We start from the raw sequence: 25,319 nt of genomic DNA, 5'->3' as shown, positions 1-25,319 counted from the left end.
GCCGAGAGCCCTGTCGATGGCAACCGAAAAACCGGCATCAAATTACAAAGCGCGTCACCAGGCCGTTGAGGTCGATGGCCAGGCGCGAGAGCTCCTGGCTGGCAGCCGAAGTCTGGGTGGCGCCGGCGGCGGTCTGGGTCGACAGGTCGCGGATGGTCACCAGGTTCTGGTCGACTTCCCGGGCCACCAGTGCCTGTTGTTCGGCGGCGCTGGCGATGACCAGATTGCGTTCGTTGATCTGCGAAATCGACGCGGTGATTTTCTCCAGTGCATTGCCCGCGCTGTTGGCCCTACGCAAGGTTTGGTTTGCATGCTCGGCGCTGCTTTGCAAGGCACCGACCGTGGCCCCGGTGCCTTGCTGGATGTTGGTGATCATCTGCTCGATTTCTTCCGTGGAGTTCTGCGTACGTTGCGCCAGGGAACGCACCTCGTCGGCGACCACGGCAAACCCACGTCCTGCTTCCCCTGCCCGTGCCGCTTCGATGGCCGCATTGAGGGCCAGCAGGTTGGTCTGTCCGGCAATGCCGCGAATCACTTCCAGCACCTTGCTGATGTCCTGCGCCTGTACCGCCAGCCCCTGTGCCTGTTCCGAGGCGCCCAGCACTTCGCTGACCAGTCCCTGGATGGCGGTGATGGTTTCGCTCACCTGTACGTGCCCGTGCTTGCTGTCCTCGTTCGACGCCTGGGACGCCTGGGCACTGGACACGGCGTTGGCGGCCACTTCGTCCACGGCGGTGCTCATTTCGGTAACGGCGGTGGCAGCCATTTCGATCTGGTCGTTCTGCTGTTGCAGGCCACGGGTGCTTTCCTCCATCACCGAGCTCATTTCCTCAGCGGCGGATGCCAGTTGCCTGGCCGAATCGCTGATGCCGCGAATGGTCAAGCGCAAGCTGTCCTGCATGTCGGACAGGGCCGAAAGCAGCAACGCGGCTTCGTCCTTGCCGTCGCTGACGATCTGGCCGCTGAGGTCGCCGTCCGCAATTCGGCGTGCGGCACTCAGTGCATGGTTGATCGGCGTGGTGATGCTGCGAGTCAGTGCCCAGGCCAGTAGCAGGGTGGCGAGCAGGGCGATGACGATGATCGAACCAACGATCCATTGGGCGCGCTCGTACAAGGATTGCGCGGCATCGGCGGCGGCATCGGCACCCTGCTGATTGAAACTGATTATCGACTCGAGCGTTTTATCCACCAGACTGCCTTGCGCGCTCAGCTCTGCATTCAGGTGTTCGAACGTCTGGCTCTCGTGGCCGGCGTCCAGTCTGGCGACGATTTGATCGACGAGCGACAGGTACTTGGCCACGCCTTGCTTCAGGTTGTCGAGCATGACGCGTTCCTGATCGCTTGAGAGCAGGGCGGCCTGTTCATCAAAGCGCTTGAGCAAGGCCTGGCGCTTGTCATTGATGATGCTTTTGCTTTTTAGCTTCACTTCATTGAAGGCGGTGGTCCTCATCCGCAATGACTCCAGGCGGATGGCGGAAATGTCGGCCGCGCTGTCGTGGACGCTTTCGCTGCTTGGCATCCAGGTTTCTTCAATCACCCTGGCGCTTTCGCGCAGGGTGGCCATCTGACCAATCCCGAACAGTCCGACCAATACCAGAAGGGTGGCCAGAACGGCAAAACTCAAACTCGCACGCAAACCGATGCGCAGGTTCCTTAACGACATAAGGTGCTCCTTGGGCTGATAAAAAGAGGATGTCCTCGTAGCCCGAGGATCTTGTTTTAGGCAGGTAACGGCGGCGTATATATCAAAGTGCCATCATTTTGGTAAGGCCAATCAGGGCAGGTGTCGAGACCTCCTACGCGGGTGAGCGAAACCTGCAAAGGTGTGCATCCATGAAGACGGGAGCGTTGGATTGGATCCGAAAGCCACGTCGCTCGCGGCTTGCAGATGAATCGATTCATCTTGTGGAAATGACGCGCGGGTCATTTTTCTGACCAAACGGTCGAGTTAAATAAATCCGAAAAACATCGGCAAGCGGATTGATGGCGTGGCAGTCATCGCAAAAATTACGCTTCTCCTGCACCGGGTTCACTGGCTAAGCTCAGGTCTTCCGAATTCCCGTAGAGGTCTCATCATGGTGCAGCAATGGCCCGCCGCCGATATCGCCCGAACCGTCCTCGATGGGTTCGACGATTACCGCGAGCATTTTCGCCAGATAACCGACGGCGCCAGGGCGCGGTTCGAGCAGGCGCAGTGGCAGGCGACCCAGGAGGCTTCGGCGGCGCGGATCAACCTTTACGAGGAAAAGGTCGCCGAGACGGTCAAGCGTTTGCGCACCGCCTTCGACAGCGAAACCCTGGATGTGAGCTGCTGGCCGCTGGTCAAGAACGCCTACATCAGCCTGATCGACCTGCGCTTCGACGATGAGCTTTCGGAGACCTGGTACAACTCGATCTTCTGCGGACTCTTCAGCCATGACCTGATCAGCGACGGTTGCATGTTCATCCACACCACCCGGCCGAGCCTGCGCCGGGCCCGCGCGGCGCAAACCCGAATCTACAAACCCCAGGGGAATCTGTCAGAAATGCTCGCGAGCATTTTTGCCGACTACCGTTTCAGCGAGAATTACGCCGACCTGCCGGGGGACCTGCGCCGTCTCGAAGCGCAATTGCGCGAAAACCTGCCGGATTGGGTGTGCAAGGACCCTGACCTGAGCGTCGAGCTGTTTTCCTCGGTGCTGTACCGCAACAAGGGCGCGTACCTGGTAGGGCGCATCTTCACCGCCGATGAGCAGTGGCCGCTGGCGATTCCGCTGCTGCACCTGGAAGGGCGTGGCATCCAGATCGATGCGCTGATCACCGACGAAGCCGATGTGTCGATCATCTTCTCTTTCACCCGTTCGTATTTCATGGTCGACGTGCCGGTGCCGGCGGAGTTCATCGGTTTTCTCAAGCGTATCCTGCCGGGCAAGCACATTGCCGAGCTGTACACCTCGATCGGTTTCTACAAGCACGGCAAGTCGGAATTTTACCGGGCACTGATCAATCACCTGGCCAATACCGACGACCAGTTCATCATGGCCCCCGGCGTACGTGGCATGGTGATGAGCGTGTTCACCCTGCCGGGTTTCAACACCGTGTTCAAAATCATCAAGGACCGGTTCTCTCCCTCGAAAAACGTCGACCGCGCCACGGTGATTGAGAAGTACCGTCTGGTGAAAAGCGTCGACCGCGTCGGGCGCATGGCCGACACCCAGGAGTTCGCCGACTTCCGTTTCCCGCTGAGCAAGTTCGAACCGGCGTGCCTGGAAGAATTGCTGGAAGTGGCGCCGTCGACGGTGTCGGTGGAAGGTGACACCGTGCTGATCCGCCACTGCTGGACCGAGCGACGCATGACCCCGCTGAACCTGTACCTGGATAACGCCAACGAAGCACAGGTGCGCGAAGCGCTGGAAGACTACGGCCTGGCCATCAAGCAACTGGCGGCGGCCAACATCTTCCCCGGTGACATGCTGCTGAAGAACTTTGGCGTCACCCGCCATGGCCGCGTGGTGTTTTATGACTACGACGAGATCTGTTTCCTGACCGAAGCCAACTTCCGCCACATCCCGGCGCCGCGCACCCCCGAGGACGAGATGGCCTCGGAACCCTGGTATTCGATCGGGCCGCTGGATGTATTCCCGGAAGAGTTTCCACCGTTCCTGTTCGCCGATTCAGGGCAACGCAAGCTGTTCGATCAATTGCATGGCGAGTTGTACAACGCCGATTACTGGAAGGGCTTGCAGGAGGCGATTCGGGCGGGGAAGGTGATTGATGTGTTTCCGTATCGTAGACAAGCAGCGGCAAGCGATTAGCTGCAAGCTGCAAGCCGTTTGAAGCTTGCAGCTGCATCTCTGTTACCCTTGCAGCTTTTAGCTTATCGCTTGCGGCTGCATTAATGACCATCGACAAACTGCTGAAAAACCTCGATCACGCCATGCTCGCCGACCGTCACCGGCTGCGGCGGCAGTTGCTTGAGCTGCGCAAGAAACCCGATGAGGCCAAGCTGGCTCAGTGGGTGACACGCCTGCAGGCGTCCTGTGATCAGGTGCTGGCGCGCAAGGCCAGCCTGCCGGTGATTCGTTACGACGACAGCCTGCCGATTGCCGCCAAGCGCGATGAGATCAAGAAGGCCCTGGAACAACACCAGGTGCTGATCATCGCCGGCGAAACCGGCTCGGGCAAAACCACCCAGTTGCCGAAGATCTGCCTGGAAATCGGGCGCGGGCAACACGGGCTGATTGGCCACACCCAGCCGCGCCGGATCGCTGCGCGCAGCGTCGCCAGCCGGGTTGCCGAGGAACTGGGTACGCCGTTGGGCGCGCTGGTCGGTTATCAGGTGCGTTTCGAAGACCAGAGCGACGCCAATACGCTGATCAAGCTGATGACCGACGGCATCCTGCTGGCGGAAACCCAGAACGATCGCTATCTGGAACGCTACGACACGATCATCGTCGACGAAGCCCACGAACGCAGCCTCAACATCGATTTCCTGCTGGGCTACCTCAAGACCCTGCTGCCCCGTCGCCCGGACCTGAAAGTCATCATCACCTCGGCCACCATCGACCTGGAGCGCTTCTCCAAGCACTTCGACGATGCACCCATTGTCGAAGTCTCGGGCCGTACGTTCCCGGTGGACACCTGGTACCGCCCGCTGACCCTGGAACAGGACGAAGAGGGCAATCGCGTTGAGGACGACCTCACTGTGGATCAGGCGATCCTCGCCACCCTCGACGAAATTGCCGCGTATGAGCGCAGCGAGCGCCGCAGCCCTGGCGACGTGCTGGTGTTCCTGCCCGGCGAGCGGGAGATTCGCGACGCCGCCGACATGCTGCGCAAGGCCCAGCTCAAGCACACCGAAATCCTGCCGTTGTACGCACGGCTGTCGCCAGCGGAGCAGCAGCGGATATTCCAGTCGCACCCAGGTCGTCGCGTGGTGCTGGCAACCAACGTCGCGGAAACCTCCCTGACGGTGCCGGGCATTCGCTACGTGATCGACAGCGGCACCGCGCGCATCAGCCGCTACAGTTACCGCGCCAAGGTTCAGCGCCTGCCCATCGAGGCGATTTCCCAGGCCAGCGCCAACCAGCGTAAAGGGCGGTGCGGGCGGGTCGAGCCAGGGATCTGCGTGCGCCTCTACAGCGACGAAGATTTTCTGGGTCGCCCGGAATTCACCGACCCGGAAATCCTGCGCACCAACCTCGCGGCGGTGATCCTGCAGATGCTGCATCTGCGCCTCGGTGAAATCACGGCATTCCCGTTTATCGAACCGCCGGATGGCAAGGCCATCAGTGACGGTTTCAACTTGCTGCAAGAACTCTCGGCAGTGGACCGCAACAGTCAGTTGACGCCGCTGGGTCGCCAGTTGGCGCGCCTGCCGGTGGACCCGCGCATGGGGCGCATGCTGCTGGAAGCGGCGAAGCTGGGAAGTTTGCAGGAAGTGCTGATCGTCGCCAGCGCCATGTCGATCCAGGACCCGCGCGAGCGTCCGCCAGAACGTCAACAAGCGGCGGACCAGGCTCACGCGCAATGGAAGGATCCCGATTCGGACTTCGCCGCGCTGGTCAATCTTTGGCGTGGATTCGAAGAGCAGCGCCAGGCATTGACGGCCAGCCCGCTGCGCAACTGGTGCCGCAAGAATTTTCTCAACTACTTGCGCCTGCGCGAGTGGCGCGACTCCCACCGTCAGTTGAGCCTCATTTGCCGCGACCTGCAATTGAGCCTTAACAAAGAACCGGCGGATTACCCGAAATTGCACAAGGCGGTATTGGTCGGCCTGCTCAGCCAGATCGGCCAGAAAACCGAGGACGGCGATTACCTCGGCGCCCGTCAGCGACGTTTCTGGATTCACCCCTCGTCAGGCATCGGCAAGAAGCGCCCGCAATGGCTGATGACCGCCGAACTGGTGGAGACCACCAAGCTCTACGCGCGCATGGTGGCCAAGATCGACGCCGACTGGATCGAGCCGCTCGCCGGGCACCTGATCAAGAAAAACCACTTCGAACCGCATTGGGAGAAGAAGCGCGGGCAGGTCGTAGCCTACGAGCAGATCACGCTGTTCGGGCTGATCGTGGTCGGTCGTCGGCCGGTGCATTTCGGCCCTGTGGACCCGGTGGTGTCCCGCGAGTTGTTCATCCGCGAAGGCCTGGTGCGCGGCGAAATCCAGTCCAAGGCCAAGTGCCTGGCGGCGAATGCGCGCCTGCTCGAACAGCTCGACGAACTGGAAGCCAAGGCCCGTCGGCGTGACATCCTCGCCGACGAGGAAACCCTGTACGCGTTCTACGATGCGCGGCTGCCGGCGGAGATCCACCAGACCGCGACCTTTGACAGTTGGTACCGGGTCAACAGCCAGAAAGACCCACAGCTGTTGATCATGCGCGAAGAGGATGTGCTGGCCCGCGAAGCCAGTGAAGTCACCGCGATGCAATACCCCGACACCCTGCACATCGGTGATCTGGAACTGGCGCTCAGTTACCACTTCGAACCCAATCACCCACGCGATGGCGTGACCTTGCGCGTGCCGGCGCCGCTGTTGCCGATGCTGCCGCCGGAACGCCTGGAATGGCTCGTGCCAGGGTTGATCGAAGCCAAGTGCATTGCCCTGGTGCGTAACCTGCCCAAGGCCTTGCGCAAGAACTTCGTACCGGTGCCGGACTTCGTCAAGGCGGCGTTGCAGCGCATGACCTTTGCCGAGGGCTCGCTGCCCCAGTCGCTGGGGCGCGAGCTGCTGCGCATGACCGGCGCACGGGTCAGCGATGAAGCCTGGGCGGAAGCGGCGCAGCAGGTCGAAAGTCATCTGCGAATGAACCTGGAAATTGTCGATGGCCAGGGCAAGTTCCTCGGCGAAGGACGGGATCTGGCGGAACTGACGGCGCGTTTTGCCGAAGCCAGTCAGGCCGCTCTGGCGGTGCCACAGACCGCGAAAAGCCAGCAGCCGGTGAAGGCGAAAGTGTTCGCTGCGGTGGCGGAAAAAACCCAGCAGAAGATCGCCGGACTGTCGATGACGGTCTATCCGGCGTTGGTGGAAGAGGGCGGTACGGTCAAGGAAGGGCGTTTCTCGACGCCGGCCGAAGCCGAGTTCCAACACCGCCGCGCCTTGCAGCGTTTGCTGATGCAGCAACTGGCGGAACCGGCGAAGTTCCTGCGCGGCAAGTTGCCGGGGCTGACCGAGCTGGGCCTGCTGTACCGCGACATGGGGCGTGTCGATGCACTGGTCGAAGACATCCTGCTGGCCAGCCTCGACAGTTGCATCCTCGACGGCGAAGACCCGTTGCCCCGGGACGGTGCGGGATTGGCGGCGCTGGCCGAACGCAAGCGTGGCGCCTGGACCGAGCATGCCGAGCGCGTGGCCAGGTTGACCCTGGACATTCTCAAGCTCTGGCACGGCCTGCAAAAGCGCTTCAAGGGCAAGATCGACCTGGCGCAAGCCGTGGCCCTGAACGACATCAAGCAGCAGCTCAGCCAACTGGTGTACCCGGGCTTTGTCCGCGAAACACCGATGCAGTGGCTCAAGGAGCTGCCGCGTTACCTCAAGGCCATCGAGCAGCGCTTCGAGAAGCTGGGCGCCCAGGTGCAGAAAGATCGGGTCTGGAGTGGTGAACTCTCGGCCCTGTGGAGCCAGTACCAGACCCGTGCCGCCAAACACGCCCAGGAAGGCAAGCGTGATCCGCAGCTTGAGTTGTATCGCTGGTGGCTGGAGGAATACCGGGTGTCGTTGTTCGCCCAGCAGTTGGGGACCAAGGTGCCGATCTCCGATAAGCGCCTGAACAAACAGTGGACGCAAGTCGAAGCGTAACCGCCGCCCTCTGTAGGAGCGAGCTTGCTCGCGATGGACGTCAACGATGACACGGGAAGCCTGACACCCCGCGGTGTTCTCACGCCCATCGCGAGCAAGCTCGCTCCTACAGGGCTGGTGTTTGGCGGGTTACCGGCAAAACACGCCAAAACCTGCCATTTATGGCAAACTTCGCGACCATAAACGCCGGTTTCGTGACCCAGTGCCTTCGCACGGGTCGGATGTCGGAATAAAGCGATGCCAGGTTTGCGTCCCCTGGAGGGGAATAGACCCTTTATGTATTGGTACGTCGGTGCCAATGCTTTCTGCCTGAATCAATTTCGAGAAACGACCATGCATAACGTCGTCATCAGCGGCACCGGCCTGTATACCCCGGCCAACAGCATTTCCAACGAAGAGCTGGTGCAGTCTTTCAATGCTTACGTCGCGCAATTCAACGCGGACAACGCAGACGCCATCGCCCGCGGCGAAATCCAGGCGTTGACCGAATCCAGCGCCGCCTTCATCGAAAAAGCCTCCGGGATCAAAAGCCGCTTTGTCATGGACAAGGAAGGCATCCTCGACCCGCAACGCATGACGCCCCGTCTGCCGGAACGCTCGAATGACGAGTGGTCGGTGCTGTGCCAGATGGCGATCGGTGCTGCCGAGCAAGCCTTGCAACGCGCCGGCAAGACTGCTGCCGACATTGACGGCGTGATCGTCGCCTGCTCCAACCTGCAACGGGCCTATCCGGCCATCGCCATCGAAGTTCAGGAAGCGCTGGGCATCGAAGGTTTCGGTTTCGACATGAACGTGGCCTGTTCCTCGGCCACTTTTGGTATCCAGGCCGCTGCCAACAGCATCCAGTTGGGCCAGGCCCGGGCGATCCTGATGGTCAACCCGGAAGTGTGCACCGGTCACCTGAACTTCCGTGACCGCGACAGCCACTTCATCTTCGGCGACGCCGCCACCGCAGTGATCATCGAACGGGCTGACCTGGCTACGTCCCCGTATCAGTTCGACATCGTCAGCACCAAGCTGCTGACCAAGTTCTCCAACAATATTCGCAACAACTTCGGCTTCCTTAACCGCGCCGCCGAAGAGGGCATCGGCACCCGGGACAAACTGTTCGTGCAGGAAGGTCGCAAGGTGTTCAAGGAAGTCTGCCCGATGGTGGCCGAGCTGATTGGCCAGCACCTTGCCGAGAACCAGCTCAATGTCGCGGATGTGAAGCGCTTCTGGCTGCACCAGGCCAACCTGAGCATGAACCACCTGATCGTCAAGAAGCTGCTGGGCCGCGACGCCACCGAACAGGAAGCTCCGGTGATCCTCGACACCTATGCCAACACCAGTTCCGCAGGTTCGGTGATTTCGTTCCACAAAAACCAGGACGACCTGGCCTCCGGCTCGCTGGCAGTGCTCAGCTCGTTTGGTGCCGGTTATTCGATTGGTAGTGTGATTTTGCGCAAGCTGTGATCGTTTGGGCCAAACGCAAAAAACCTGGCGCTGCTGTATCGGACGGATGATGGGGACCGATACGGCAACGCCAGGTTGTAAGATGCGCCTCGGGCTTCCTTGCCCGAGTCGTGGAGCGGGTATCAGAACTTCGCTTCAGCATCCAGTTGCAGGGTGTTGATCTTCGAGTCCCGCAGCGTGGCGTTGGTGTAGTCCGAATCAGCCATGAAGTACGTCGCGCCCAGGGCAAAGTTCTTGTCCAGGTCGTAGCTCACTTTCAGCTTGCTGCCGCGCGAACCGGTGAAACCGTTGGCGAAGTCCGAGTCGGTGAAAGCACCCACCACGGCGTTACGCTGTACGTCGCGGTAGTTGTAGTCGATACCGAAGCCGTAGACCTTGGTCTTGGCGCCGACCAGCCAGCCCATGTCCTGATCGTTGCTGGCGTCTTTGTTGTTGACCACCTGGCCGTACAGCGACAGTGGCATTGGCAGACCGCCGATGTCCAGTTGGCCGAAGCCTTCGTACAACTTGAACTGTTCGTTCGCGGTGTTGCCGTTGATGGCCAGGCGGCAGCTGTTGGCAGTACAGGTGTTGCTGATGTCGTTGTCGTTGTCGTAGGCGTAGATACTGCCGCCCAGGGTCATTTTCAGGTTGTCGGTGATCGCAAAGCGTGCACCCAACTGGCCGGCGTACAGGCGCAGGTCGTGACGGAACTGTTTGCCGTCGCCGTCGACGTTGTCCTTTAGGGTGTAGTGACCGGCGCTGCCGAACAGCTCGGTGCTGCCGCCCAGCGGGTATTTGTAGGAAGCCGACAGGCCTTCCGGGCTGATGTCGCTATCCCAGATGATGTCGCCCATGCTCACCCATTGCTGCGGCATCTTGCCCGCTACGAGGTGCAGGTTCTTGATGGCGTCCGGGTGGTAGTCGACGTAACCCTGATCCAGCCAGATGTCTTTCTTGGTGAAGTTGTTGTCCAGGCTCTGGTTGGTCGAGCGTGGATCGTTGTCGCTACCGGTGGCGATACGGATACCGGTATCGACTTGCGGGTTGATCTCGGTGTAGGCACCCAGGCGTACACGGATACGCTGACGGTCCTGGTCACCGGAGTTGGAAACGCCGTCGTTCTTCACGGTTTCCTGACGGAAACGTACGTCACCCTTGAACTGGGTCTTGGCTGCCCACGCCAGTCTCTGGTCGAAGGAGCTCAGCTCGTTGGTTTTCTTTGCGGTCGCGGCGATCTGCTCGTTGGTCTCTTGCTGAGCCTGGCGAGCGATCTGCTGTTCTTTCTGATCACGGGCCAGTTCGGCTTGCAATTCGCTGTACTGGGCATTGGTAATCGAACCGTTAGCCTTGAGCATGTCCAGCAGTTTGGCGTCGACTGCGGCGCTGGCCGGTACACTCATGGCCAACAGCAGGCCGCCACACAGGGCTGCCGCAGTTTTCGTGGAAGCAAGACGCATATCAATCTCCGAAGGGTGAGAGAGGATGATCGGGTCATCCAGGGCACAACCGACCGTTGAAGGACGGAAAACAGTGACCGGGTTAGAACCCGGCGCTCTAAAAACTGGCGCCAGTATCGCGATGGTTTATGACAAAGCAGTGGCAATGTGATGGCGTCTCGATGACGTTTTGTGGGCTTTTTGAACTTTGCTTCAGCGCCTTTGTCGCTCGATCGCGAGGTGTGGAATGAGTGCCGATAAGCGATACTTGCGAGGCTCTGGCCCGCGAAGTGGAGAGGATTTGATGCCGTTGAAACGTCTGCAAAAACTGTCTGAAATAGCCCCGCCTACCTGGGACGCTCTGGTGCCGGAGAGTCAGCCGTTTCTGCGCCATGCCTTTCTCAGCTCACTGGAGGACAGTGGCAGTGTCGGTCCTCATTCGGGATGGCAGCCCGAGCATTTGCTGCACATGGACGGTGAGCGGCTGATTGCCGCATTGCCCAGTTATCGCAAGTGGCATTCCTACGGCGAGTACGTGTTCGATCACGCCTGGGCGGACGCTTGCGAGCGGGCCGGCATCGACTATTACCCGAAGTTGTTGACCGCTGTGCCCTTCAGCCCGGTCAGCGGTCCGCGCCTGCTGGCGGGGTCGGTCGAAGACGGTTTTGAGTTGCTCAAGAGCCTGCCCGGTTACCTGGAAATCGAAGGGCTTGGCAGTGCGCACATCAATTTCACCGACCCGTTCACCGACGCCGCACTGGCCGAGCAATCCGGGTGGTTGCAACGCATTGGCTGCCAGTATCACTGGCAGAATCGCGGTTATGGCGATTTCCAGGACTTCCTCGACGTGCTCAGTTCGCGCAAGCGCAAGCAGATGCGCAAGGAGCGCGAACAAGTGGCAGGGCAGGGTTTCGACTTCGAGTGGCTGGAAGGTCGGGAGCTGGATGAGGCGCAGTGGGATTTCATCTATGCCTGCTACGCCAACACCTACGCGGTGCGTAGGCAAAGGCCTTATCTGACCCGGGAATTTTTCAGTCTGCTGGCCGAGCGCATGCCGGAGGCGATTCGCGTGGTGTTGGCCAAACAGGGCTCACGGCCGGTGGCCATGGCCTTCAGCCTGGTGGGGGGGGACAGTTTTTACGGGCGTTATTGGGGCTGCCTGGCGGAGTTCGACCGCCTGCATTTCGAGACCTGCTTCTATCAAGGAATGGACTACGCGATCGCTAACGGCTTTCAACGTTTTGACGCTGGAGCCCAGGGTGAACACAAGTTGATCCGCGGCTTCGAGCCGGTGATCACCCATTCCTGGCATTACCTTCGTCATCCGGGCCTGAACGCCGCGGTCAAGGATTTCCTGCAACAGGAGCGCCTTGGCGTATTGGCCTATGCCGAGGAGGCGAGGTCTGCCTTGCCCTATCGACAAGGCTGATCCTCGCCCGGGGTTCAGGAATCTTCTTTACCCAGCCATCGATACGTCACGCCACCCATGACCGCGCCGAGCAGCGGCGCCACCCAGAACATCCACAACTGCGCGATGGCCCAGCCGCCGACAATCAATGCCGGGCCGGTGCTGCGGGCCGGGTTGACGGAAGTGTTGGTGACGGGAATCGAGATCAGGTGGATCAGTGTCAGGGCCAGGCCAATGGCAATCGGTGCCAGTCCGGCCGGTGCGCGTTTGTCGGTGGCGCCGAGGATGATCAGCACGAACATCGCCGTCATCACCAACTCGCAGACAAACCCTGCGGCCATCGAGTACTTGCCGGGGGAATGTTCGCCGTACCCATTGGAAGCGAGGCCGGCAGAGAGGTCGAAACCTTCCTTGCCGCTGGCAATGTAGTAGATCAAGCCGGCAGCGATGATCGCACCGATGACTTGGGCAATGATGTAGGCCGGCAATTCCCGTGCGGGAAACCGGCCACCCACGGTGAGGCCCACCGACACGGCGGGGTTCAGGTGGCAGCCGGAAATGTGGCCGATCGCGAAGGCCATGGTCAGCACTGTGAGGCCAAACGCCAGGGCTACGCCCAGCACCCCGATGCCCAGCGGAGAAGACGCGGCCAACACCGCACTGCCGCAACCCCCCAACACCAGCCAGAACGTACCTAACAACTCAGTGACTGAACGTTTGAACAGAGACATGAGCGTGTCCTTGATAGCGTGCTATCGAGACTGTATCGAGTAATGCATCCTGCAGACTTACGACAGGTTCATCTCCAGAACCTGTGGTGAGTACAGCACGATTTATGCGGATTTCCAGCGGCGATAAAAAAACCGCCAGGCCCCGCGGTTGGCGGGCTGTGGCGGTTTATTTGGTCGGGCGAGGAGCCCTGTAGGAGCGGGCTTGCCCGCGATTACGGTGTATCAGTCAACGATTCTGTTCAATGACCCACCGCAATCGCGGGCAAGCCCGCTCCTACAGTGGATTGCGGTGTCCTACGAGATCAATCAATCCCCACAAACCCACCCGTCTGGTGCTGCCACAACCGCGCATACAACCCGCCATGGGCCAGCAGTTCGGCATGGGTGCCGGTTTCGGCAATGCGGCCTTTCTCCAGTACCACCAGGCGGTCCATGCGGGCGATGGTCGAGAGGCGGTGGGCGATGGCGATCACGGTCTTGCCTTGCATCAGGGTTTCCAGGCTTTCCTGGATCGCGGCTTCGACCTCCGAATCCAGCGCCGAGGTGGCTTCGTCCATGATCAGGATTGGCGCATCCTTGAGCAGCACCCGGGCGATGGCGATCCGTTGGCGCTGGCCTCCGGAAAGTTTGACCCCCCGTTCACCGACATGGGCATCGAAGCCTGTTCGGCCTTCGGCGTCTGAAAGCAACGGGATGAACTCGTCGGCGCGGGCCTTGTGCACCGCTTCCCACAACTGCGCATCGGTGGCATCGGGCTTGCCATAAAGCAGGTTGTCGCGGATCGAGCGGTGCAGCAGCGAGGTGTCCTGGGTGATCATGCCGATACGCGCGCGCAGGCTTTCCTGATCGACCTCGGCGATGTTCTGGCCATCGATGCTGATGCGCCCGCCCTCTACGTCGTAGAGACGCAGCAGCAGGTTGACCAGTGTGGACTTACCCGCACCGGACGGGCCGATCAGGCCGATTTTCTCACCGGCCTTGATCGTCAGGTTGAGGCCGCCAATGACCCCTTTCTGTTTACCGTAGTGGAAGTCCACCTGCTCGAAGCGCACTTCGCCGCGCGGCACGACCAGCGGCTTGGCGTCGTCGCGGTCGGTGACGGCGATCGGTTGCGAGATACTCTGCAAACCGTCCTGGACCATGCCGATGTTTTCGAAGATGCCGGTGACCACCCACATGATCCAGCCGGACATGTTGACGATGCGGATTACCAGGCCGGTAGCCAGGGCGATCGCGCCGACGGTGATCAGTGACTGCGTCCATAACCACAGGGCGAGGCCGGTGGTGGTAACGATCAGCAGGCCGTTGAGACTGGTGACGACCAGGTCCATGCTGGTGACCACACGCCCGGCGAGCTGTGCCTTGACCGTCTGTTCGTCAATGGCTTCCCGGGCGTATTGCTGTTCGTAGTTGGTGTGGGCGAACAGCTTCAGCGTGGTGATGTTGGTGTAGCCGTCGACGATGCGGCCCATGAGTTGGGAGCGTGCGTCCGAGGATACCACCGAGCGTTCCTTGACCCGTGGCACGAAGTAGTAGAGCGCGCCGATGTAGGCGGCGATCCAGCACAGCAGCGGGATCATCAGGCGCCAGTCGGCCTCGGCGAATAGCACCAGTGAACTGATCGCATAGATCAGCACGTGCCACAGGGCATCGACTGCCTGCACGGCGGAATCGCGCAGGGAGTTGCCCGTTTGCATGATGCGTTGGGCGATGCGTCCGGCGAAGTCGTTCTGGAAGAAATTCAGGCTCTGCTTGAGCACGTAGCTGTGGTTCTGCCAGCGGATCAGGCTGGTCATGCTCGGGCTCAGGGTCTGGTGCACGAGCAGGTCATGCAGGCCGACGAACACCGGGCGCAGGATCAGCGCCACGACCGCCATCCAGGCCAGTTCAAGGCCATGATCCTTGAAAAAATTGACGTTGGGCGTGCCCTGGGCCAGGTCGATGATGCGGCTCAGGTAGCTGAACAGCGCCACTTCAATCAAGGCGCCGAACAGGCCCACGGTCAGCAGGACCGCGAAGCTTGGCCAGACTTGTTTGAGGTAGTGGACGTAGAAGGGGAAGACACCGTCCGGCGGAGTGGCCGTCGGGGCGTCACGGAAGACATCGATGAGCTTTTCAAAACGGCGATAAAGCATTGGTTCTCCGCCCGGTAGAGGGCTTTTCCCGGAACTTCTGTAGGAGCGAGCACGCTCGCGATGGTGGTCAACGATTACGCTGGCTGTCTGGATGCCTGCGGTGTCTGGGCTACCATCGCGAGCATGCTCGCTCCTACAGTAAAGGGGGCTTAATCGATGCGCTTGGCCGACTTGATGTACACCGGGTCAGCCGGCACATCCTTCATGCCGCCGCGCACGGTGGTAGGTGAATTGACGATGATGTCGACCACATCCATGCCCTTCACAACCTTGCCAAACACGGCGTAGCCATCACCCTGGTCCAGGAAGTCGTTGTCCTTGACGTTGATGAAGAACTGGCTGGTGGCCGAATTCGGGTTCGAAGTACGTGCCATGGACAGCGTGCCACGCACGTTGTGCAGGCCGTTTTTCGATTCGTTCTGGATCGGTGCCTTGGTTTCTTTCTGCTGCATCTGTTGAGTGAAACCACCGCCCTGGACCATGAAGCCCGGAATCACACGGTGGAAAATCGTGTTGTTGTAGAAGCCACTGTCGACGTACTCAAGAAAGTTTTTGGTACTGATCGGCGCCTTGACCGGGTCCAGTTCGATTTCGATCTGGCCGTTGGTGGTTTCCAGCAACACGTGTGGCGCCTTGGCCGGTGTGGCGGCCATCAGGTTGGCGGCAAACAGAACGGAGCCGGCGACGAGGGCGATTTTTTTCAGCATGGGTCAGTGATCCTGATTGGGGTGGTATCGACTGCGGTGAGAAACTCGAGCAGGGTTTGGTTGAAGCGTTCCGGTTGATCCAGCGGTGTGGCGTGGCGCGAATCGGCGATCACCACCAACCGCGCATCGGGCAGCAGTTTGACGTAATTCTCTTTCAGCGCGACCGGTGTGTAGTCACGGTCGGCGCTGACGATGAGGGTTGGACAGGACACCTTTGACAGTCGTTCCTGAACACCCCAGCCAACGATGGCATCGAAGCTGGCGAGATAAGCATGTTTGTCATTTTTTGCCCAGCGCTCGGCCATCATTTGCCGCAATTGGGCTTGTTCCGGTTTTGGGAACAGCTTGGCGCCAAGGGCCTTGCCGATGGTGCCCAGGCTCAGCATACGCATCAGGCTCCAGCGTTTGAACCACTGCCAGTAATCGTCGCGGCTGCGCAGCTTGACCTCGGGTGCGCTGTTGACGATGCACAGGCTCTTGAGCAAGGACGGGTGGTCCACCGCCAGTTGAAAACCGATCATGCCGCCCATGGACAGACCCACATAGTGCACGGGCCCGAGGTCCAGATGCTCGATCAAGGCGACCAGGTCGGCGCTGAATCCGGCGATGCTGTAGCGCTCGCGGGGTTTGTCCGAACGTCCGTGACCGCGTACGTCTGGCACGATCACCCGATAACGGGCCGAGAGTGCCGGGATCTGTTTTTCCCAGTCCAGGGTGCTGGAACCCAGGCCGTGGACCAGCAGCAGTGGAGCGCCGTGGCCATATTCCTCATAGTGCAGGTGGCAACCTTCATGTTCGAAATAGGCCATCGGTTCACTCCGTGTCAGGCTTGTTCGGGGGCGGCGAAGGGCGCGTCCAGCGGCGCGGTGTCGAAATTGCGCAGCAGGTCGATGAGGATTTGCGTCGCCGGACCCAGCGGTTTGTCCTTGTTCGAATACAGGTAGAAGCTCGGGTTACGGCTGCCGCCCTGATCCAACGGTAGCAGCTTGAGCGAACCTTCCTTGAGTTCCCGTTCGATCATGTGCCGTGGTAACCAGGCGAAACCCAGTCCGCTGCTGACAAACGTCGCGGCAGTGGCCAGGCTGCCGACGGTCCAGCGCTGTTCGGCACCCAGCCAGCCGACGTCTCGCGGCTGTTGGCGACCGGAGTCGCGGATCACCACTTGCATCTGGCTTTCCAGGTCCTGGAAGCTCAATTCACGGTTCAAGCGATGCAGGGCATGCTCGGGGTGGGCGACGGCGATGAATTCGACGTCACTCAGTTCCGCCCCCAGGTAACCCGGAATACTGAAACTGGTAATCGCCAGGTCAGCCACGCCTTCGAGCAGCACCTCCTCTACGCCCGACAGTACCTCTTCGCGCAGACGCACTCGACAGCCACGGCTTTGCGGCATAAAGGCAGTCAGGGCACGGACGAGGCGTGCGCTCGGGTAGGCGGCGTCCACCACCAGCCGTACTTCCGCTTCCCAGCCCTGTTCCATGTGGTGCGCCAGGTCTTCGAGCTGGCTGGCCTGTTTCACCAGTTGCCGGGAGCGGCGCAGCAGCACCCCGCCGGCTTCGGTGAGCACGGCCTTGCGCCCATCGATACGCAGCAGCGGCACGCCGAGCTGATCCTGCATACGGGCGACGGTGTAGCTGACGGACGATTGCGAGCGGTGCAGCGCTTCGGCGGCCTGGGCGAAACCGCCGTGGTCGACCACGGCCTGCAACGTTCGCCATTGATCAAGGGTCACGCGGGGCGCTTTCATGTTGAGCTCCTCTTGTCCTAAGCTGGCGGTCCCTTATTGGAGACTGCCGAATGAGAAAATTCTGTTTCGTGCTGCTGGCGATCTTGCCGTTGACGGCGTTTGCCTACCCGATCGACGTACAAAAACAACTGAACGGCATGAGCATCGACTACAACGCCAATGACACGGATACCGACATTGCCTCCATCCAGGTCAACAATTACGGCGACGTCGACGCCTCCTGCAAGGTGGTCTTCAACAATGGTCCGGAGGCGCCGCGTACCCGCAGCATCGAAGTGGCCGCCGGCAAGCACAAGACCGCTACCGCCAAGTTCAACCGGTCCATCATCAAGATGCGCATCAAGCTCACCTGCACCCCGAAATAACATCAGGTTCCGGTGGGGACCGATGGTCCCCATAGGGCATGGACAGCTTATAAACGAATTTATTGATGGGTTGTAGCAGATATTTGCGCTTTTTCATCGATATGACTCTGTTTAACCTTCACTCCATCGACTTACAGCATTCTCAGATGGAGGCTACATCCCATGTCCCGCGTTCTGATCATCGAAAGCAGCGCCCGCCAGCAAGACTCGGTATCTCGTCAACTGACCCAGACTTTCATCAGCCAGTGGAAAGCCGCGCACCCGCAGGATGAGATCACCGTCCGCGACCTGGCCATCAACCCGGTGCCGCACCTGGACATCAACCTGCTGGGTGGTTGGATGAAATCGGCCGAGCAGCGCAACGAGATCGAACAAGCTTCCCTGGAACGCTCCAACGAGCTGACCGATGAAGTGCTGGCCGCCGACGTACTGGTGCTGGCCGCGCCGATGTATAACTTCGCGATCCCGAGCACCCTCAAGGCCTGGCTCGACCATGTGCTGCGTGCCGGCGTGACCTTCAAATACACCGAGACTGGCCCGCAAGGCCTGCTCAGCGGCAAGCGTGCCTATGTGTTGACGGCTCGCGGCGGGATCTACGCCGGTGGCCCGGCCGATCATCAGGAACCGTACCTGCGTCAGGTGATGGGCTTCATCGGCATCCATGACGTGACCTTCATCCACGCCGAAGGCATGAACCTGGGGGGCGACTTCCAGGAGAAAGGCTTGAACCAGGCCAACGCCAAGCTGGCCCAAGTGGCCTGAGCCGTTAATCGCCAGATAATCACCGGATGGTCTAGTGACCTGGCGAATCCCCTTCAAGGTTTCACGCGCATCGAACCTCCCTTTGCACTTTTTGCTCCTGAGTGCTACCGCCCGATTGAACGCTTAGCGAGATCGGGCTTTTTTTTGCCTGGGATTTTGTGAGCACCCCAACCCTCTGTAGGAGCGAGCTTGCTCGCGATGACGGCGTGTCAGGCAATTTTGATTTGCTGATACACCGCCATCGCGAGCAAGCTCGCTCCTACAACTTCAGGGCAAAACCCGCTATCGTCGCCGCCATTCCAAATGAGGCGAACATGGGCTATCTACTTTTTGTCACGCTGATCCAGGCGTTTTCCTTCAGCTTGATCGGCGAATATCTGGCCGGGCACGTCGACAGTTACTTTGCGGTGCTGATCCGGGTGCTGCTGGCAGGGCTGGTATTCATTCTCCTGACGCGCTGGCGCTCGGTGGAGCCAGCCTTCATGCGCGGCATGCTGCTGATCGGGGCGTTGCAGTTCGGCGTGACCTACGTCTGCCTGTACCTGAGCTTCCGGGTGCTGACGGTGCCGGAAGTGCTGCTGTTCACTATCCTGACGCCGCTGCACGTGACCTTGATTGAAGACGCGCTCAATCGACGCTTCAATCCCTGGGCGCTGATTGCCGCATTGGTCGCGGTCGCGGGCGCTGCAGTGATTCGCTATGACCGCATCAACCCGGACTTCTTCATGGGGTTCCTGTTGCTGCAATTGGCCAACTTCACTTACGCGGCGGGCCAGGTGCTGTACAAACACCTGGTGGCACGTCACCCCAGCGACCTGCCGCACTACCGGCGTTTCGGTTATTTCTACCTCGGCGCCCTGGCGGTGGCATTGCCGGCGTTCCTGCTGTTCGGCAAACAGAACTTCCTGCCCGAAGCACCCTTGCAATGGGCCGTGCTTATTTTCCTCGGCCTGGTCTCCACCGCGCTGGGCCTGTATTGGTGGAACAAGGGCGCCTGCCTCGTCAACGGCGGCACGCTGGCGGTGATGAACAACCTGCACGTGCCCGTTGGGCTGCTGCTGAACCTGCTGATCTGGAATCAGCATGAGGAACTCGGGAGGCTGTTGTTGGGCGGGACGGTGATATTGGCGGCGGTGTGGATCAGTCGGTTGGGGATACGCAAAACTGCCACTGCACACTGAACCAACTGTGGGAGCGGGCTTGCCCGAGATTGCGACTTCAGATCCAACATTTGTGTTGGCTGATACATCGCTTTCGCGAGCAAGCCCGCTCCCACAAGGGGACTGAGTTTTACATCAAGTGTTTTTCAGGCTCAGGAAGATGACTCGCCCCCAACACCGCCGGCAACAACCCGGCCCTTAGATCCCCACCACTGGGCTGCTGATACAGGCTCAAGCCAAACTCCGGAAGCACCGCCAGCAGGTAGTCGAAAATATCCCCCTGAATCCGCTCGTAATCGGCCCACACCGTGGTGCGGGTGAAGCAATAGATTTCCAGCGGGATGCCCTGGGCCGTGGTCTGCAGTTGGCGCACCATGCAGGTCATGTTTGGCGCAACCTCCGGGTGGCTTTTCAAATACGCTAATGCGTACGCGCGGAATGTACCGATGTTGGTCATGCGCCGGCGGTTGGCCGACATGGCCGCGACGTTGCCCTGGGCCTCGTTCCAGGCCTTGAGTTCGGCTTGTTTTCGATTGATGTAGTCGGTCAGCAGGTGCACCTGGGAGAGTTTTTGTTCTTCGTCGTCGCGGATGAAGCGTACGCCGCTGGCATCGATGAACAGGCTGCGCTTGATTCGGCGGCCACCGGATTGCTGCATGCCGCGCCAGTTGCGGAACGACTCGGACATCAGGCGCCAGGTGGGGATGGAGACGATGGTTTTGTCGAAGTTCTGCACCTTGACGGTGTGCAGGGTGATGTCCACCACATCACCATCGGCGCCGACCTGCGGCATCTCGATCCAGTCGCCGACGCGCAACATGTCGTTGCTGGTCAGTTGTACGCTGGCGACGAAGGACAGCAGCGTGTCCTTGTAGACCAACAGGATCACCGCCGACATGGCACCCAGGCCCGACAGCAGCAACAGCGGCGAGCGGTCGATGAGCGTGGCGACGATGATGATCGCGCCGAACACGTACAAGACCATTTTCGCCAGTTGCACGTAGCCCTTGATCGAGCGGGTGCGGGCGTGTTCGGTGCGGGCGTAGATGTCCAGCAGTGCGTTGAGCAGGGCACTGAGGGCCAGCATCATGAAGAGAATGGTGAATGCCAGCGCGACGTTGCCGAGGAAGGTCAGGCTGGTCTTGCCCAATTCCGGCACCAGGTGCAGGCCGAACTGGATCACCAGCGGCGGCGTCATCTGGGCCAGGCGATGAAACACCTTGTTCTGCAAAAAGTCGCTGACCCAGTGCAAAGCCGGTTGGCGCGCGAGCATTTTGGTTGCATGCAGAATCAGGTAGCGCGCCACTCGTCCGAGGACCAGTGCCACCACCAGCAACGTCAGCAGGCCGAGGCCCGAACGCAGGAGCGGGTGCTGGTCGAGCGCTCCCCAGAGGTCCTGAATGTTGATCCAGAGCTGTTGAATATCCATAGGTAAACCGGTTCTTCTGTAGGACGCGTCGAGGTAATTAGAGCATTTAAGGTGCTTTCAATGACAATTGGGGACAAACAACGCAACACAAAAGCCACTGTTTACTGTCGATTTCGTAAAGAAACTCGGCCTTGGCGCTCGAAACCGGTAACCTATGCCGCTGATTTTCTGCATTTCTTCGAGGTAGCACCCGTGTTTTCCGAATTCGCCCTGCACGAACGCCTGCTCAAAGCCGTGGCCGAGCTTAAATTTGTCGAGCCTACGCCTGTGCAAGCAGCGGCCATCCCGCTGGCGCTCCAGGGGCGTGACCTGCGGGTGACGGCGCAAACCGGCAGCGGCAAGACCGCCGCTTTCGTTCTGCCGATTCTCAACCGCCTGATCGGCCCGGCGAAAGTCCGGGTCAGCATCAAGACCCTGATCCTGCTGCCGACCCGTGAGCTGGCGCAGCAGACCTTGAAGGAAGTCGAACGCTTCTCGCAGTTCACCTTCATCAAGTCCGGTCTGATCACCGGCGGGGAAGACTTCAAGGTCCAGGCCGCGATGCTGCGCAAGGTGCCGGACATCCTGATCGGTACGCCGGGACGGATGATCGAGCAACTGAACGCCGGCAACCTCGACCTGAAAGAGGTTGAAGTGCTGGTACTCGACGAAGCCGATCGCATGCTCGATATGGGCTTTGCCGACGACGTGCAGCGTCTGGTGGACGAATGCCCGAATCGCCAGCAAACCATGTTGTTCTCCGCCACCACCGGTGGTTCGGGCCTGCGCGAGATGGTCGCCAAGGTTCTGAACAACCCTGAGCATTTGCAGCTCAACGCGGTCAGCCAACTGAACGAAACCACCCGTCAGCAGATCATTACCGCTGACCACAACCAGCACAAAGAGCAGATCGTCAATTGGTTGCTGGCCAACGAGACCTATCAGAAGGCCATTATCTTCACCAACACCCGGGCCATGGCCGACCGCATTTACGGTCGCCTGGTGGCGCAGGAATACAAGGCGTTTGTCCTGCACGGTGAAAAAGACCAGAAAGACCGCAAGCTGGCCATCGACCGTCTGAAGCAGGGCGGCGTGAAGATCCTCGTGGCCACCGACGTTGCTGCCCGTGGCCTGGATGTGGACGGCCTGGACCTGGTGATCAACTTCGACATGCCGCGCAGCGGCGACGAATACGTTCACCGCATCGGTCGCACCGGCCGCGCCGGCAACGACGGCCTGGCGATCTCGCTGATTTGCCACGGCGACTGGAACCTGATGTCGAGCATCGAACGCTACCTCAAGCAGAGCTTTGAGCGTCGCACGATCAAGGAAGTCAAGGGCACCTACGGCGGACCGAAAAAGGTCAAGGCCTCGGGCAAGGCCGTCGGCGTGAAGAAGAAAAAGACCGACGCCAAGGGCGACAAGAAAAAAACCGCCGCCAAGACCCCGACCAAACGCAAGAGCGTCAACCGACCGAAGGCCGAAGCGCCGTCGCTGGTCAGCAAGGACGGCATGGCGCCGCTCAAGCGCCGCAAGCCTGAGGCGTCCGCCGCCGAATAATCACCCCATAAAAAAACCGGACATATGTCCGGTTTTTTTATGCGCGGGCGATCAACCTTCGGCCTTCTTCTCTGCCGAACCCAGCTCCTTCAAACGCTGGTCGATCAACTGGCACTTATCCGGCAAATCCGCGCTGGCCGTGCCCAGATCCATCTTCTGCAACTCGTCGTTGATCTCCTTGGCCTTGGCCGGGTTCTGCTCGGTCAGCCTGGTGACTTCCCTGGCGAGCTGTTCGCGTTTGGCGGTGGCTTCCTCGGGGGTGCAGGCCCAGGCGGGCAGGGCGCAGGCAAGGGTGGCGGCGAGGGTGATCTTCAGCAGGGTTTTCATGGGGTGGCCTCGGTTCCGTTTGGGCAGTTATCCGGTTGAGGGCCCCGGCAGTGGGAAAGTTCCGCACCATCCATTAGTATGCGGCATCACTTTGATATCACGCTGTTTCAGGGATTGGAAATGCTTCGCCGAGTTATCACGACAAGTCTTCTACTGGCCCTGGCCGGTTGCACCAACGTTCAGGTCGAGCCCATCGCACCTTCGTACAACATTTCCCAACTGTGCATCGAGGAAAACCCGAAAGTGGTGGTGGGTGACTTCGTCGACGGCGTGCAAACGCTGTTGCGCCAACACCACATCGACAGCCGCCTGTATGTCGCGCCGGCGCCTGCCAGTTGCGAATATCGACTGACGTACACCGCCATTCGTTCGTGGGATTTCACCGCTTACCTGTCCGATGCCAGCTTGCGGCTGTACAAGGGTGACCAGCAGATCGGTTACGTCAAATACAACCTGACCAATAATGGCGGTCTTTCCCTGTCGAAATTCGGTTCGGTCGAGGAGAAGATGGCACCGCTCATCAACCAACTGCTGGGGCAAGCCAAATGAGCAAGGCAATCAAATATGGATCGGCCCTGTTGCTCCTGCTGTTGCTGACCGGTTGTGGTCACACCCGCTCCAGCCAACCCTTCTTCGAACCGCCTGCGCTCCCTGAGGGCAAGGGACGGATCTACATGATGCGCACCCAGGTGATCCAGGGCAGCTTCTACGACAGCGTGTTCAGCATCAATGACAGCGCGGTGGTCGGGCTCAACGAGCAGACCTATTCCTGGGTGCTGGCAAGCCCCGGGATCCACAAGGTCTCCGCTGGGCAAAAACCTGTCTACCTCAACCTGCTGGTCGAGCCGGGCAAGGAGTACTTCGTCGAGTACACCCAGGAGAACAGGGTTGAAATGGTCCGGCTGCGCGACAAGGATGGCAAGTCCATGGTCAAGCGCTATGGGTACATACCGGTGAAGTAACGGCGCAGGCCGATGCGACGGGCGACCCTCGGGTCGCCCGTTTTCGTTTGCGGTCCAGGGCGATCTACCCGCCGTGGCAGCAGCTCGAAGACGCCTTGTCGTCGTAGCGATCGTGATGCCGCACCCATTCCATGATTTCCTCCTCGTTGCGGCCCTTGGGCGTCAGGTCGAGGAAGTTGTAGGCGCCGACCAGCAGGTCGAGGCCGCGGGCATAGGTGGAGTAGGTGTGGAAGATTTCCCCGGCGTCGTTGCGATAAAACACGCTGAGGCCCGGAAGCTCTTCTTCGGCACCGTCGGATTTTTCGTAGTTGTAGGTGGCCGTGCCGGCGGCCACCTCTTCCGCTCGGGCCGAGACGCCAAAGTCGTAGTTGAAATCGCAACCGGTTGACGAAACCCAGTCGAACTTCCAGCCCATACGCCGCTTGAACGCCTGAAATTCGGCCAGCGTTGCGTGGGAAACCGCCACGACCGCGATGTCGTGATGGGCCAGATGCTGATTGGCGCCGTCGATGTGGTCGGACAGGAACGAGCAACCAGGACAGCCTTCGTCCCAGCCTTCGGCGAACATGAAGTGGTAGATGATCAACTGGCTGCGACTGCCGAACAGGTCCGCCAGTTTCAGGTCGCCATCGGGGCCCTGGAAGCGATAGTCCTTGTCGATTTTCACCCAGGGCAGGGAACGCCGTTCGGCGCTGAGCTTGTCCCGTTCGCGGGTGAAGGCTTTTTCGCGGGCCAGGTGTTGTTTGCGGGCGGCGAGCCATTCTTCTCGCGACACCACGGGGTGGTTCTGAATGTCCATCGAGGTTTCTCCTGCGCAATGCTGGGAGGGGACTGACGTAGCTTAGTCGTTCAAGCCCCGCGTCAATCGACATACCGCCGGTCGGTAGTGACTCAGTACCAGGCTGAACGGCTGATCACGCTGCCGGTCACAACCAAAGAAGGCCATCACAATCACGGGCTTTGGAGGTTGAACAGGATGACGACTTATAACTGGGATCTGATCGAACGCCTGCTGCACGAAGTGCAGAACGGCGCACCGAGTTTTACGCCAAGGCCATATGCCGAACAATATGCGGCCGAGAAGGCCACGGAAGGCGAGCCGACGGAAAACCTCGATCACCTGAAGGCAGTGGCGGGCGAATACGAAAAGTTGCTGCTGGAGCGCGGGTACATTGAGCCTCGTCCCGAGGAAGAGGGCGGCAGCGGGTCGAACTATATTCTGACGATGCGTGGCTCAAGACTGTTGAGCCTGATCGACAGCAGCATCCCCGGTAACGATCACCCACGGCAAGTGCTGGATGACCAGGAAGATGCGCTGGATGAGGTGACGTTTGATGAGGTGGCGTCGAAGGCGCAGATTGCCTGACCCCCTGTGGGAGCTGGCTTGCCAGCGATGGGGC

General features: G+C 60.2%; 20 protein-coding genes and 1 pseudogene. 11 read left to right on the top strand and 10 right to left on the bottom strand.

Annotated elements, in window-relative coordinates; all coding sequences use genetic code 11:
• Positions 1-37: 37 nt before the first annotated feature.
• Entirely contained in the window at positions 38-1,663 is a 1,626-nt protein-coding gene (locus tag AB4N64_RS18105; protein ID WP_460117255.1) for a methyl-accepting chemotaxis protein, read from the bottom strand.
• A gap of 412 nt (positions 1,664-2,075) precedes the next feature.
• Between AB4N64_RS18105 and aceK the strand changes: the two genes are divergently transcribed.
• The 3 genes from aceK to AB4N64_RS18090 all read left to right on the top strand — a co-directional run bounded on the left by aceK (position 2,076) and on the right by AB4N64_RS18090 (position 9,229).
• Positions 2,076-3,794 (top strand): bifunctional isocitrate dehydrogenase kinase/phosphatase, encoded by a 1,719-nt coding sequence (gene aceK, locus AB4N64_RS18100; RefSeq protein ID WP_460117254.1) that lies wholly within the window; start codon positions 2,076-2,078, stop codon positions 3,792-3,794.
• An 83-nt stretch (positions 3,795-3,877) separates the two neighbouring features.
• Positions 3,878-7,774, top strand: coding sequence for an ATP-dependent RNA helicase HrpA (hrpA, locus tag AB4N64_RS18095; RefSeq protein WP_460117253.1), 3,897 nt, complete (start codon positions 3,878-3,880; stop codon positions 7,772-7,774).
• Between the two features lie 333 nt (positions 7,775-8,107).
• The gene (locus AB4N64_RS18090) at positions 8,108-9,229 is read left to right on the top strand and encodes a beta-ketoacyl-ACP synthase III (protein ID WP_460117252.1); all 1,122 of its coding nucleotides are present in this window, start codon (positions 8,108-8,110) and stop codon (positions 9,227-9,229) included.
• A gap of 122 nt (positions 9,230-9,351) precedes the next feature.
• Here AB4N64_RS18090 and AB4N64_RS18085 read toward each other — a convergent pair whose 3' ends face one another.
• Complete coding sequence (locus AB4N64_RS18085) at positions 9,352-10,668, bottom strand: putative porin (protein WP_460117251.1); 1,317 nt, start codon at positions 10,666-10,668, stop codon at positions 9,352-9,354.
• A 283-nt stretch (positions 10,669-10,951) separates the two neighbouring features.
• Here AB4N64_RS18085 and AB4N64_RS18080 point away from each other — a divergent pair, with 283 nt between their 5' ends.
• Positions 10,952-12,076 (top strand): GNAT family N-acetyltransferase, encoded by a 1,125-nt coding sequence (locus tag AB4N64_RS18080; protein WP_460117250.1) that lies wholly within the window; start codon positions 10,952-10,954, stop codon positions 12,074-12,076.
• Between the two features lie 14 nt (positions 12,077-12,090).
• On the opposite strand, the gene aqpZ is transcribed toward AB4N64_RS18080, so the two are convergent.
• The 5 genes and pseudogenes from aqpZ to AB4N64_RS18055 all read right to left on the bottom strand — a co-directional run bounded on the left by aqpZ (position 12,091) and on the right by AB4N64_RS18055 (position 17,375).
• On the bottom strand, positions 12,091-12,786 hold the full coding sequence (aqpZ, locus tag AB4N64_RS18075; protein WP_460117249.1) for an aquaporin Z: 696 nt from the start codon (positions 12,784-12,786) through the stop codon (positions 12,091-12,093).
• Positions 12,787-13,088: 302 nt separating this feature from the next.
• A complete protein-coding gene (locus tag AB4N64_RS18070; RefSeq protein WP_460117248.1) occupies positions 13,089-14,921 on the bottom strand; it encodes an ABC transporter ATP-binding protein in 1,833 nt (610 codons plus the stop codon).
• 149 nt (positions 14,922-15,070) lie between these two features.
• Positions 15,071-15,628, bottom strand: a complete 558-nt coding sequence (locus tag AB4N64_RS18065; RefSeq protein ID WP_368557584.1) for a peptidylprolyl isomerase — start codon at positions 15,626-15,628, stop codon at positions 15,071-15,073.
• A 3-nt stretch (positions 15,629-15,631) separates the two neighbouring features.
• Positions 15,632-16,437 (bottom strand): annotated as a pseudogene (locus AB4N64_RS18060) (alpha/beta fold hydrolase).
• A 14-nt stretch (positions 16,438-16,451) separates the two neighbouring features.
• On the bottom strand, positions 16,452-17,375 hold the full coding sequence (locus tag AB4N64_RS18055) for a LysR family transcriptional regulator (protein WP_460117247.1): 924 nt from the start codon (positions 17,373-17,375) through the stop codon (positions 16,452-16,454).
• 50 nt (positions 17,376-17,425) lie between these two features.
• On the opposite strand from AB4N64_RS18055, the gene AB4N64_RS18050 reads away from it, so the two are divergent.
• The 3 genes from AB4N64_RS18050 (at position 17,426) to AB4N64_RS18040 (ending at position 19,683) form a co-directional block, all read left to right on the top strand.
• Positions 17,426-17,740, top strand: a complete 315-nt coding sequence (locus tag AB4N64_RS18050) for a 3-phosphoglycerate kinase (RefSeq protein WP_460117246.1) — start codon at positions 17,426-17,428, stop codon at positions 17,738-17,740.
• Positions 17,741-17,902: 162 nt separating this feature from the next.
• Positions 17,903-18,502 carry an FMN-dependent NADH-azoreductase gene (locus AB4N64_RS18045; RefSeq protein WP_460117245.1) on the top strand — a complete coding sequence of 200 codons (600 nt, stop codon included), beginning with the start codon at positions 17,903-17,905 and terminating at the stop codon, positions 18,500-18,502.
• 314 nt (positions 18,503-18,816) lie between these two features.
• The gene (locus AB4N64_RS18040) at positions 18,817-19,683 is read left to right on the top strand and encodes a carboxylate/amino acid/amine transporter (protein ID WP_460117244.1); all 867 of its coding nucleotides are present in this window, start codon (positions 18,817-18,819) and stop codon (positions 19,681-19,683) included.
• A gap of 109 nt (positions 19,684-19,792) precedes the next feature.
• Here AB4N64_RS18040 and AB4N64_RS18035 read toward each other — a convergent pair whose 3' ends face one another.
• Positions 19,793-21,091: a mechanosensitive ion channel family protein gene (locus AB4N64_RS18035; protein ID WP_460117243.1), complete on the bottom strand. Its 1,299-nt coding sequence runs from the start codon at positions 21,089-21,091 to the stop codon at positions 19,793-19,795.
• 192 nt (positions 21,092-21,283) lie between these two features.
• Between AB4N64_RS18035 and AB4N64_RS18030 the strand changes: the two genes are divergently transcribed.
• Entirely contained in the window at positions 21,284-22,630 is a 1,347-nt protein-coding gene (locus AB4N64_RS18030; protein ID WP_460117242.1) for a DEAD/DEAH box helicase, read from the top strand.
• Positions 22,631-22,681: 51 nt separating this feature from the next.
• Here the strand turns inward: AB4N64_RS18030 and AB4N64_RS18025 are convergent, their stop codons facing one another.
• Positions 22,682-22,957: a hypothetical protein gene (locus tag AB4N64_RS18025; RefSeq protein ID WP_460117241.1), complete on the bottom strand. Its 276-nt coding sequence runs from the start codon at positions 22,955-22,957 to the stop codon at positions 22,682-22,684.
• A 120-nt stretch (positions 22,958-23,077) separates the two neighbouring features.
• Between AB4N64_RS18025 and AB4N64_RS18020 the strand changes: the two genes are divergently transcribed.
• On the top strand, positions 23,078-23,506 hold the full coding sequence (locus AB4N64_RS18020; RefSeq protein WP_460117240.1) for an Sbal_3080 family lipoprotein: 429 nt from the start codon (positions 23,078-23,080) through the stop codon (positions 23,504-23,506).
• Positions 23,503-23,919 carry a DUF2846 domain-containing protein gene (locus AB4N64_RS18015; protein ID WP_460117239.1) on the top strand — a complete coding sequence of 139 codons (417 nt, stop codon included), beginning with the start codon at positions 23,503-23,505 and terminating at the stop codon, positions 23,917-23,919. Before AB4N64_RS18020 ends, AB4N64_RS18015 begins: the two co-directional genes overlap by 4 nt.
• Before the next feature lie 64 nt (positions 23,920-23,983).
• Here the strand turns inward: AB4N64_RS18015 and AB4N64_RS18010 are convergent, their stop codons facing one another.
• On the bottom strand, positions 23,984-24,718 hold the full coding sequence (locus AB4N64_RS18010; RefSeq protein ID WP_460117238.1) for a DUF899 domain-containing protein: 735 nt from the start codon (positions 24,716-24,718) through the stop codon (positions 23,984-23,986).
• 177 nt (positions 24,719-24,895) lie between these two features.
• Here AB4N64_RS18010 and AB4N64_RS18005 point away from each other — a divergent pair, with 177 nt between their 5' ends.
• Positions 24,896-25,285 carry a transcriptional regulator gene (locus tag AB4N64_RS18005; protein ID WP_460117237.1) on the top strand — a complete coding sequence of 130 codons (390 nt, stop codon included), beginning with the start codon at positions 24,896-24,898 and terminating at the stop codon, positions 25,283-25,285.
• The last annotated feature ends 34 nt before the right edge of the window (positions 25,286-25,319 follow it).

The sequence above is a fragment of the Pseudomonas sp. S2_C03 genome, assembly GCF_054668405.1.
This window is presented reverse-complemented; position numbering and strand designations above follow the sequence as displayed.

Coding starts and splice junctions, on each gene's coding strand:
- AB4N64_RS18105 (WP_460117255.1), bottom strand. CDS start 1,663: ATGTCGTTAAGGAACCTGCGCATCGGTTTGCGTGCGAGTTTGAGTTTT.
- aceK (WP_460117254.1), top strand. CDS start 2,076: ATGGTGCAGCAATGGCCCGCCGCCGATATCGCCCGAACCGTCCTCGAT.
- hrpA (WP_460117253.1), top strand. CDS start 3,878: ATGACCATCGACAAACTGCTGAAAAACCTCGATCACGCCATGCTCGCC.
- AB4N64_RS18090 (WP_460117252.1), top strand. CDS start 8,108: ATGCATAACGTCGTCATCAGCGGCACCGGCCTGTATACCCCGGCCAAC.
- AB4N64_RS18085 (WP_460117251.1), bottom strand. CDS start 10,668: ATGCGTCTTGCTTCCACGAAAACTGCGGCAGCCCTGTGTGGCGGCCTG.
- AB4N64_RS18080 (WP_460117250.1), top strand. CDS start 10,952: ATGCCGTTGAAACGTCTGCAAAAACTGTCTGAAATAGCCCCGCCTACC.
- aqpZ (WP_460117249.1), bottom strand. CDS start 12,786: ATGTCTCTGTTCAAACGTTCAGTCACTGAGTTGTTAGGTACGTTCTGG.
- AB4N64_RS18070 (WP_460117248.1), bottom strand. CDS start 14,921: ATGCTTTATCGCCGTTTTGAAAAGCTCATCGATGTCTTCCGTGACGCC.
- AB4N64_RS18065 (WP_368557584.1), bottom strand. CDS start 15,628: ATGCTGAAAAAAATCGCCCTCGTCGCCGGCTCCGTTCTGTTTGCCGCC.
- AB4N64_RS18055 (WP_460117247.1), bottom strand. CDS start 17,375: ATGAAAGCGCCCCGCGTGACCCTTGATCAATGGCGAACGTTGCAGGCC.
- AB4N64_RS18050 (WP_460117246.1), top strand. CDS start 17,426: ATGAGAAAATTCTGTTTCGTGCTGCTGGCGATCTTGCCGTTGACGGCG.
- AB4N64_RS18045 (WP_460117245.1), top strand. CDS start 17,903: ATGTCCCGCGTTCTGATCATCGAAAGCAGCGCCCGCCAGCAAGACTCG.
- AB4N64_RS18040 (WP_460117244.1), top strand. CDS start 18,817: ATGGGCTATCTACTTTTTGTCACGCTGATCCAGGCGTTTTCCTTCAGC.
- AB4N64_RS18035 (WP_460117243.1), bottom strand. CDS start 21,091: ATGGATATTCAACAGCTCTGGATCAACATTCAGGACCTCTGGGGAGCG.
- AB4N64_RS18025 (WP_460117241.1), bottom strand. CDS start 22,957: ATGAAAACCCTGCTGAAGATCACCCTCGCCGCCACCCTTGCCTGCGCC.
- AB4N64_RS18020 (WP_460117240.1), top strand. CDS start 23,078: ATGCTTCGCCGAGTTATCACGACAAGTCTTCTACTGGCCCTGGCCGGT.
- AB4N64_RS18015 (WP_460117239.1), top strand. CDS start 23,503: ATGAGCAAGGCAATCAAATATGGATCGGCCCTGTTGCTCCTGCTGTTG.
- AB4N64_RS18010 (WP_460117238.1), bottom strand. CDS start 24,718: ATGGACATTCAGAACCACCCCGTGGTGTCGCGAGAAGAATGGCTCGCC.
- AB4N64_RS18005 (WP_460117237.1), top strand. CDS start 24,896: ATGACGACTTATAACTGGGATCTGATCGAACGCCTGCTGCACGAAGTG.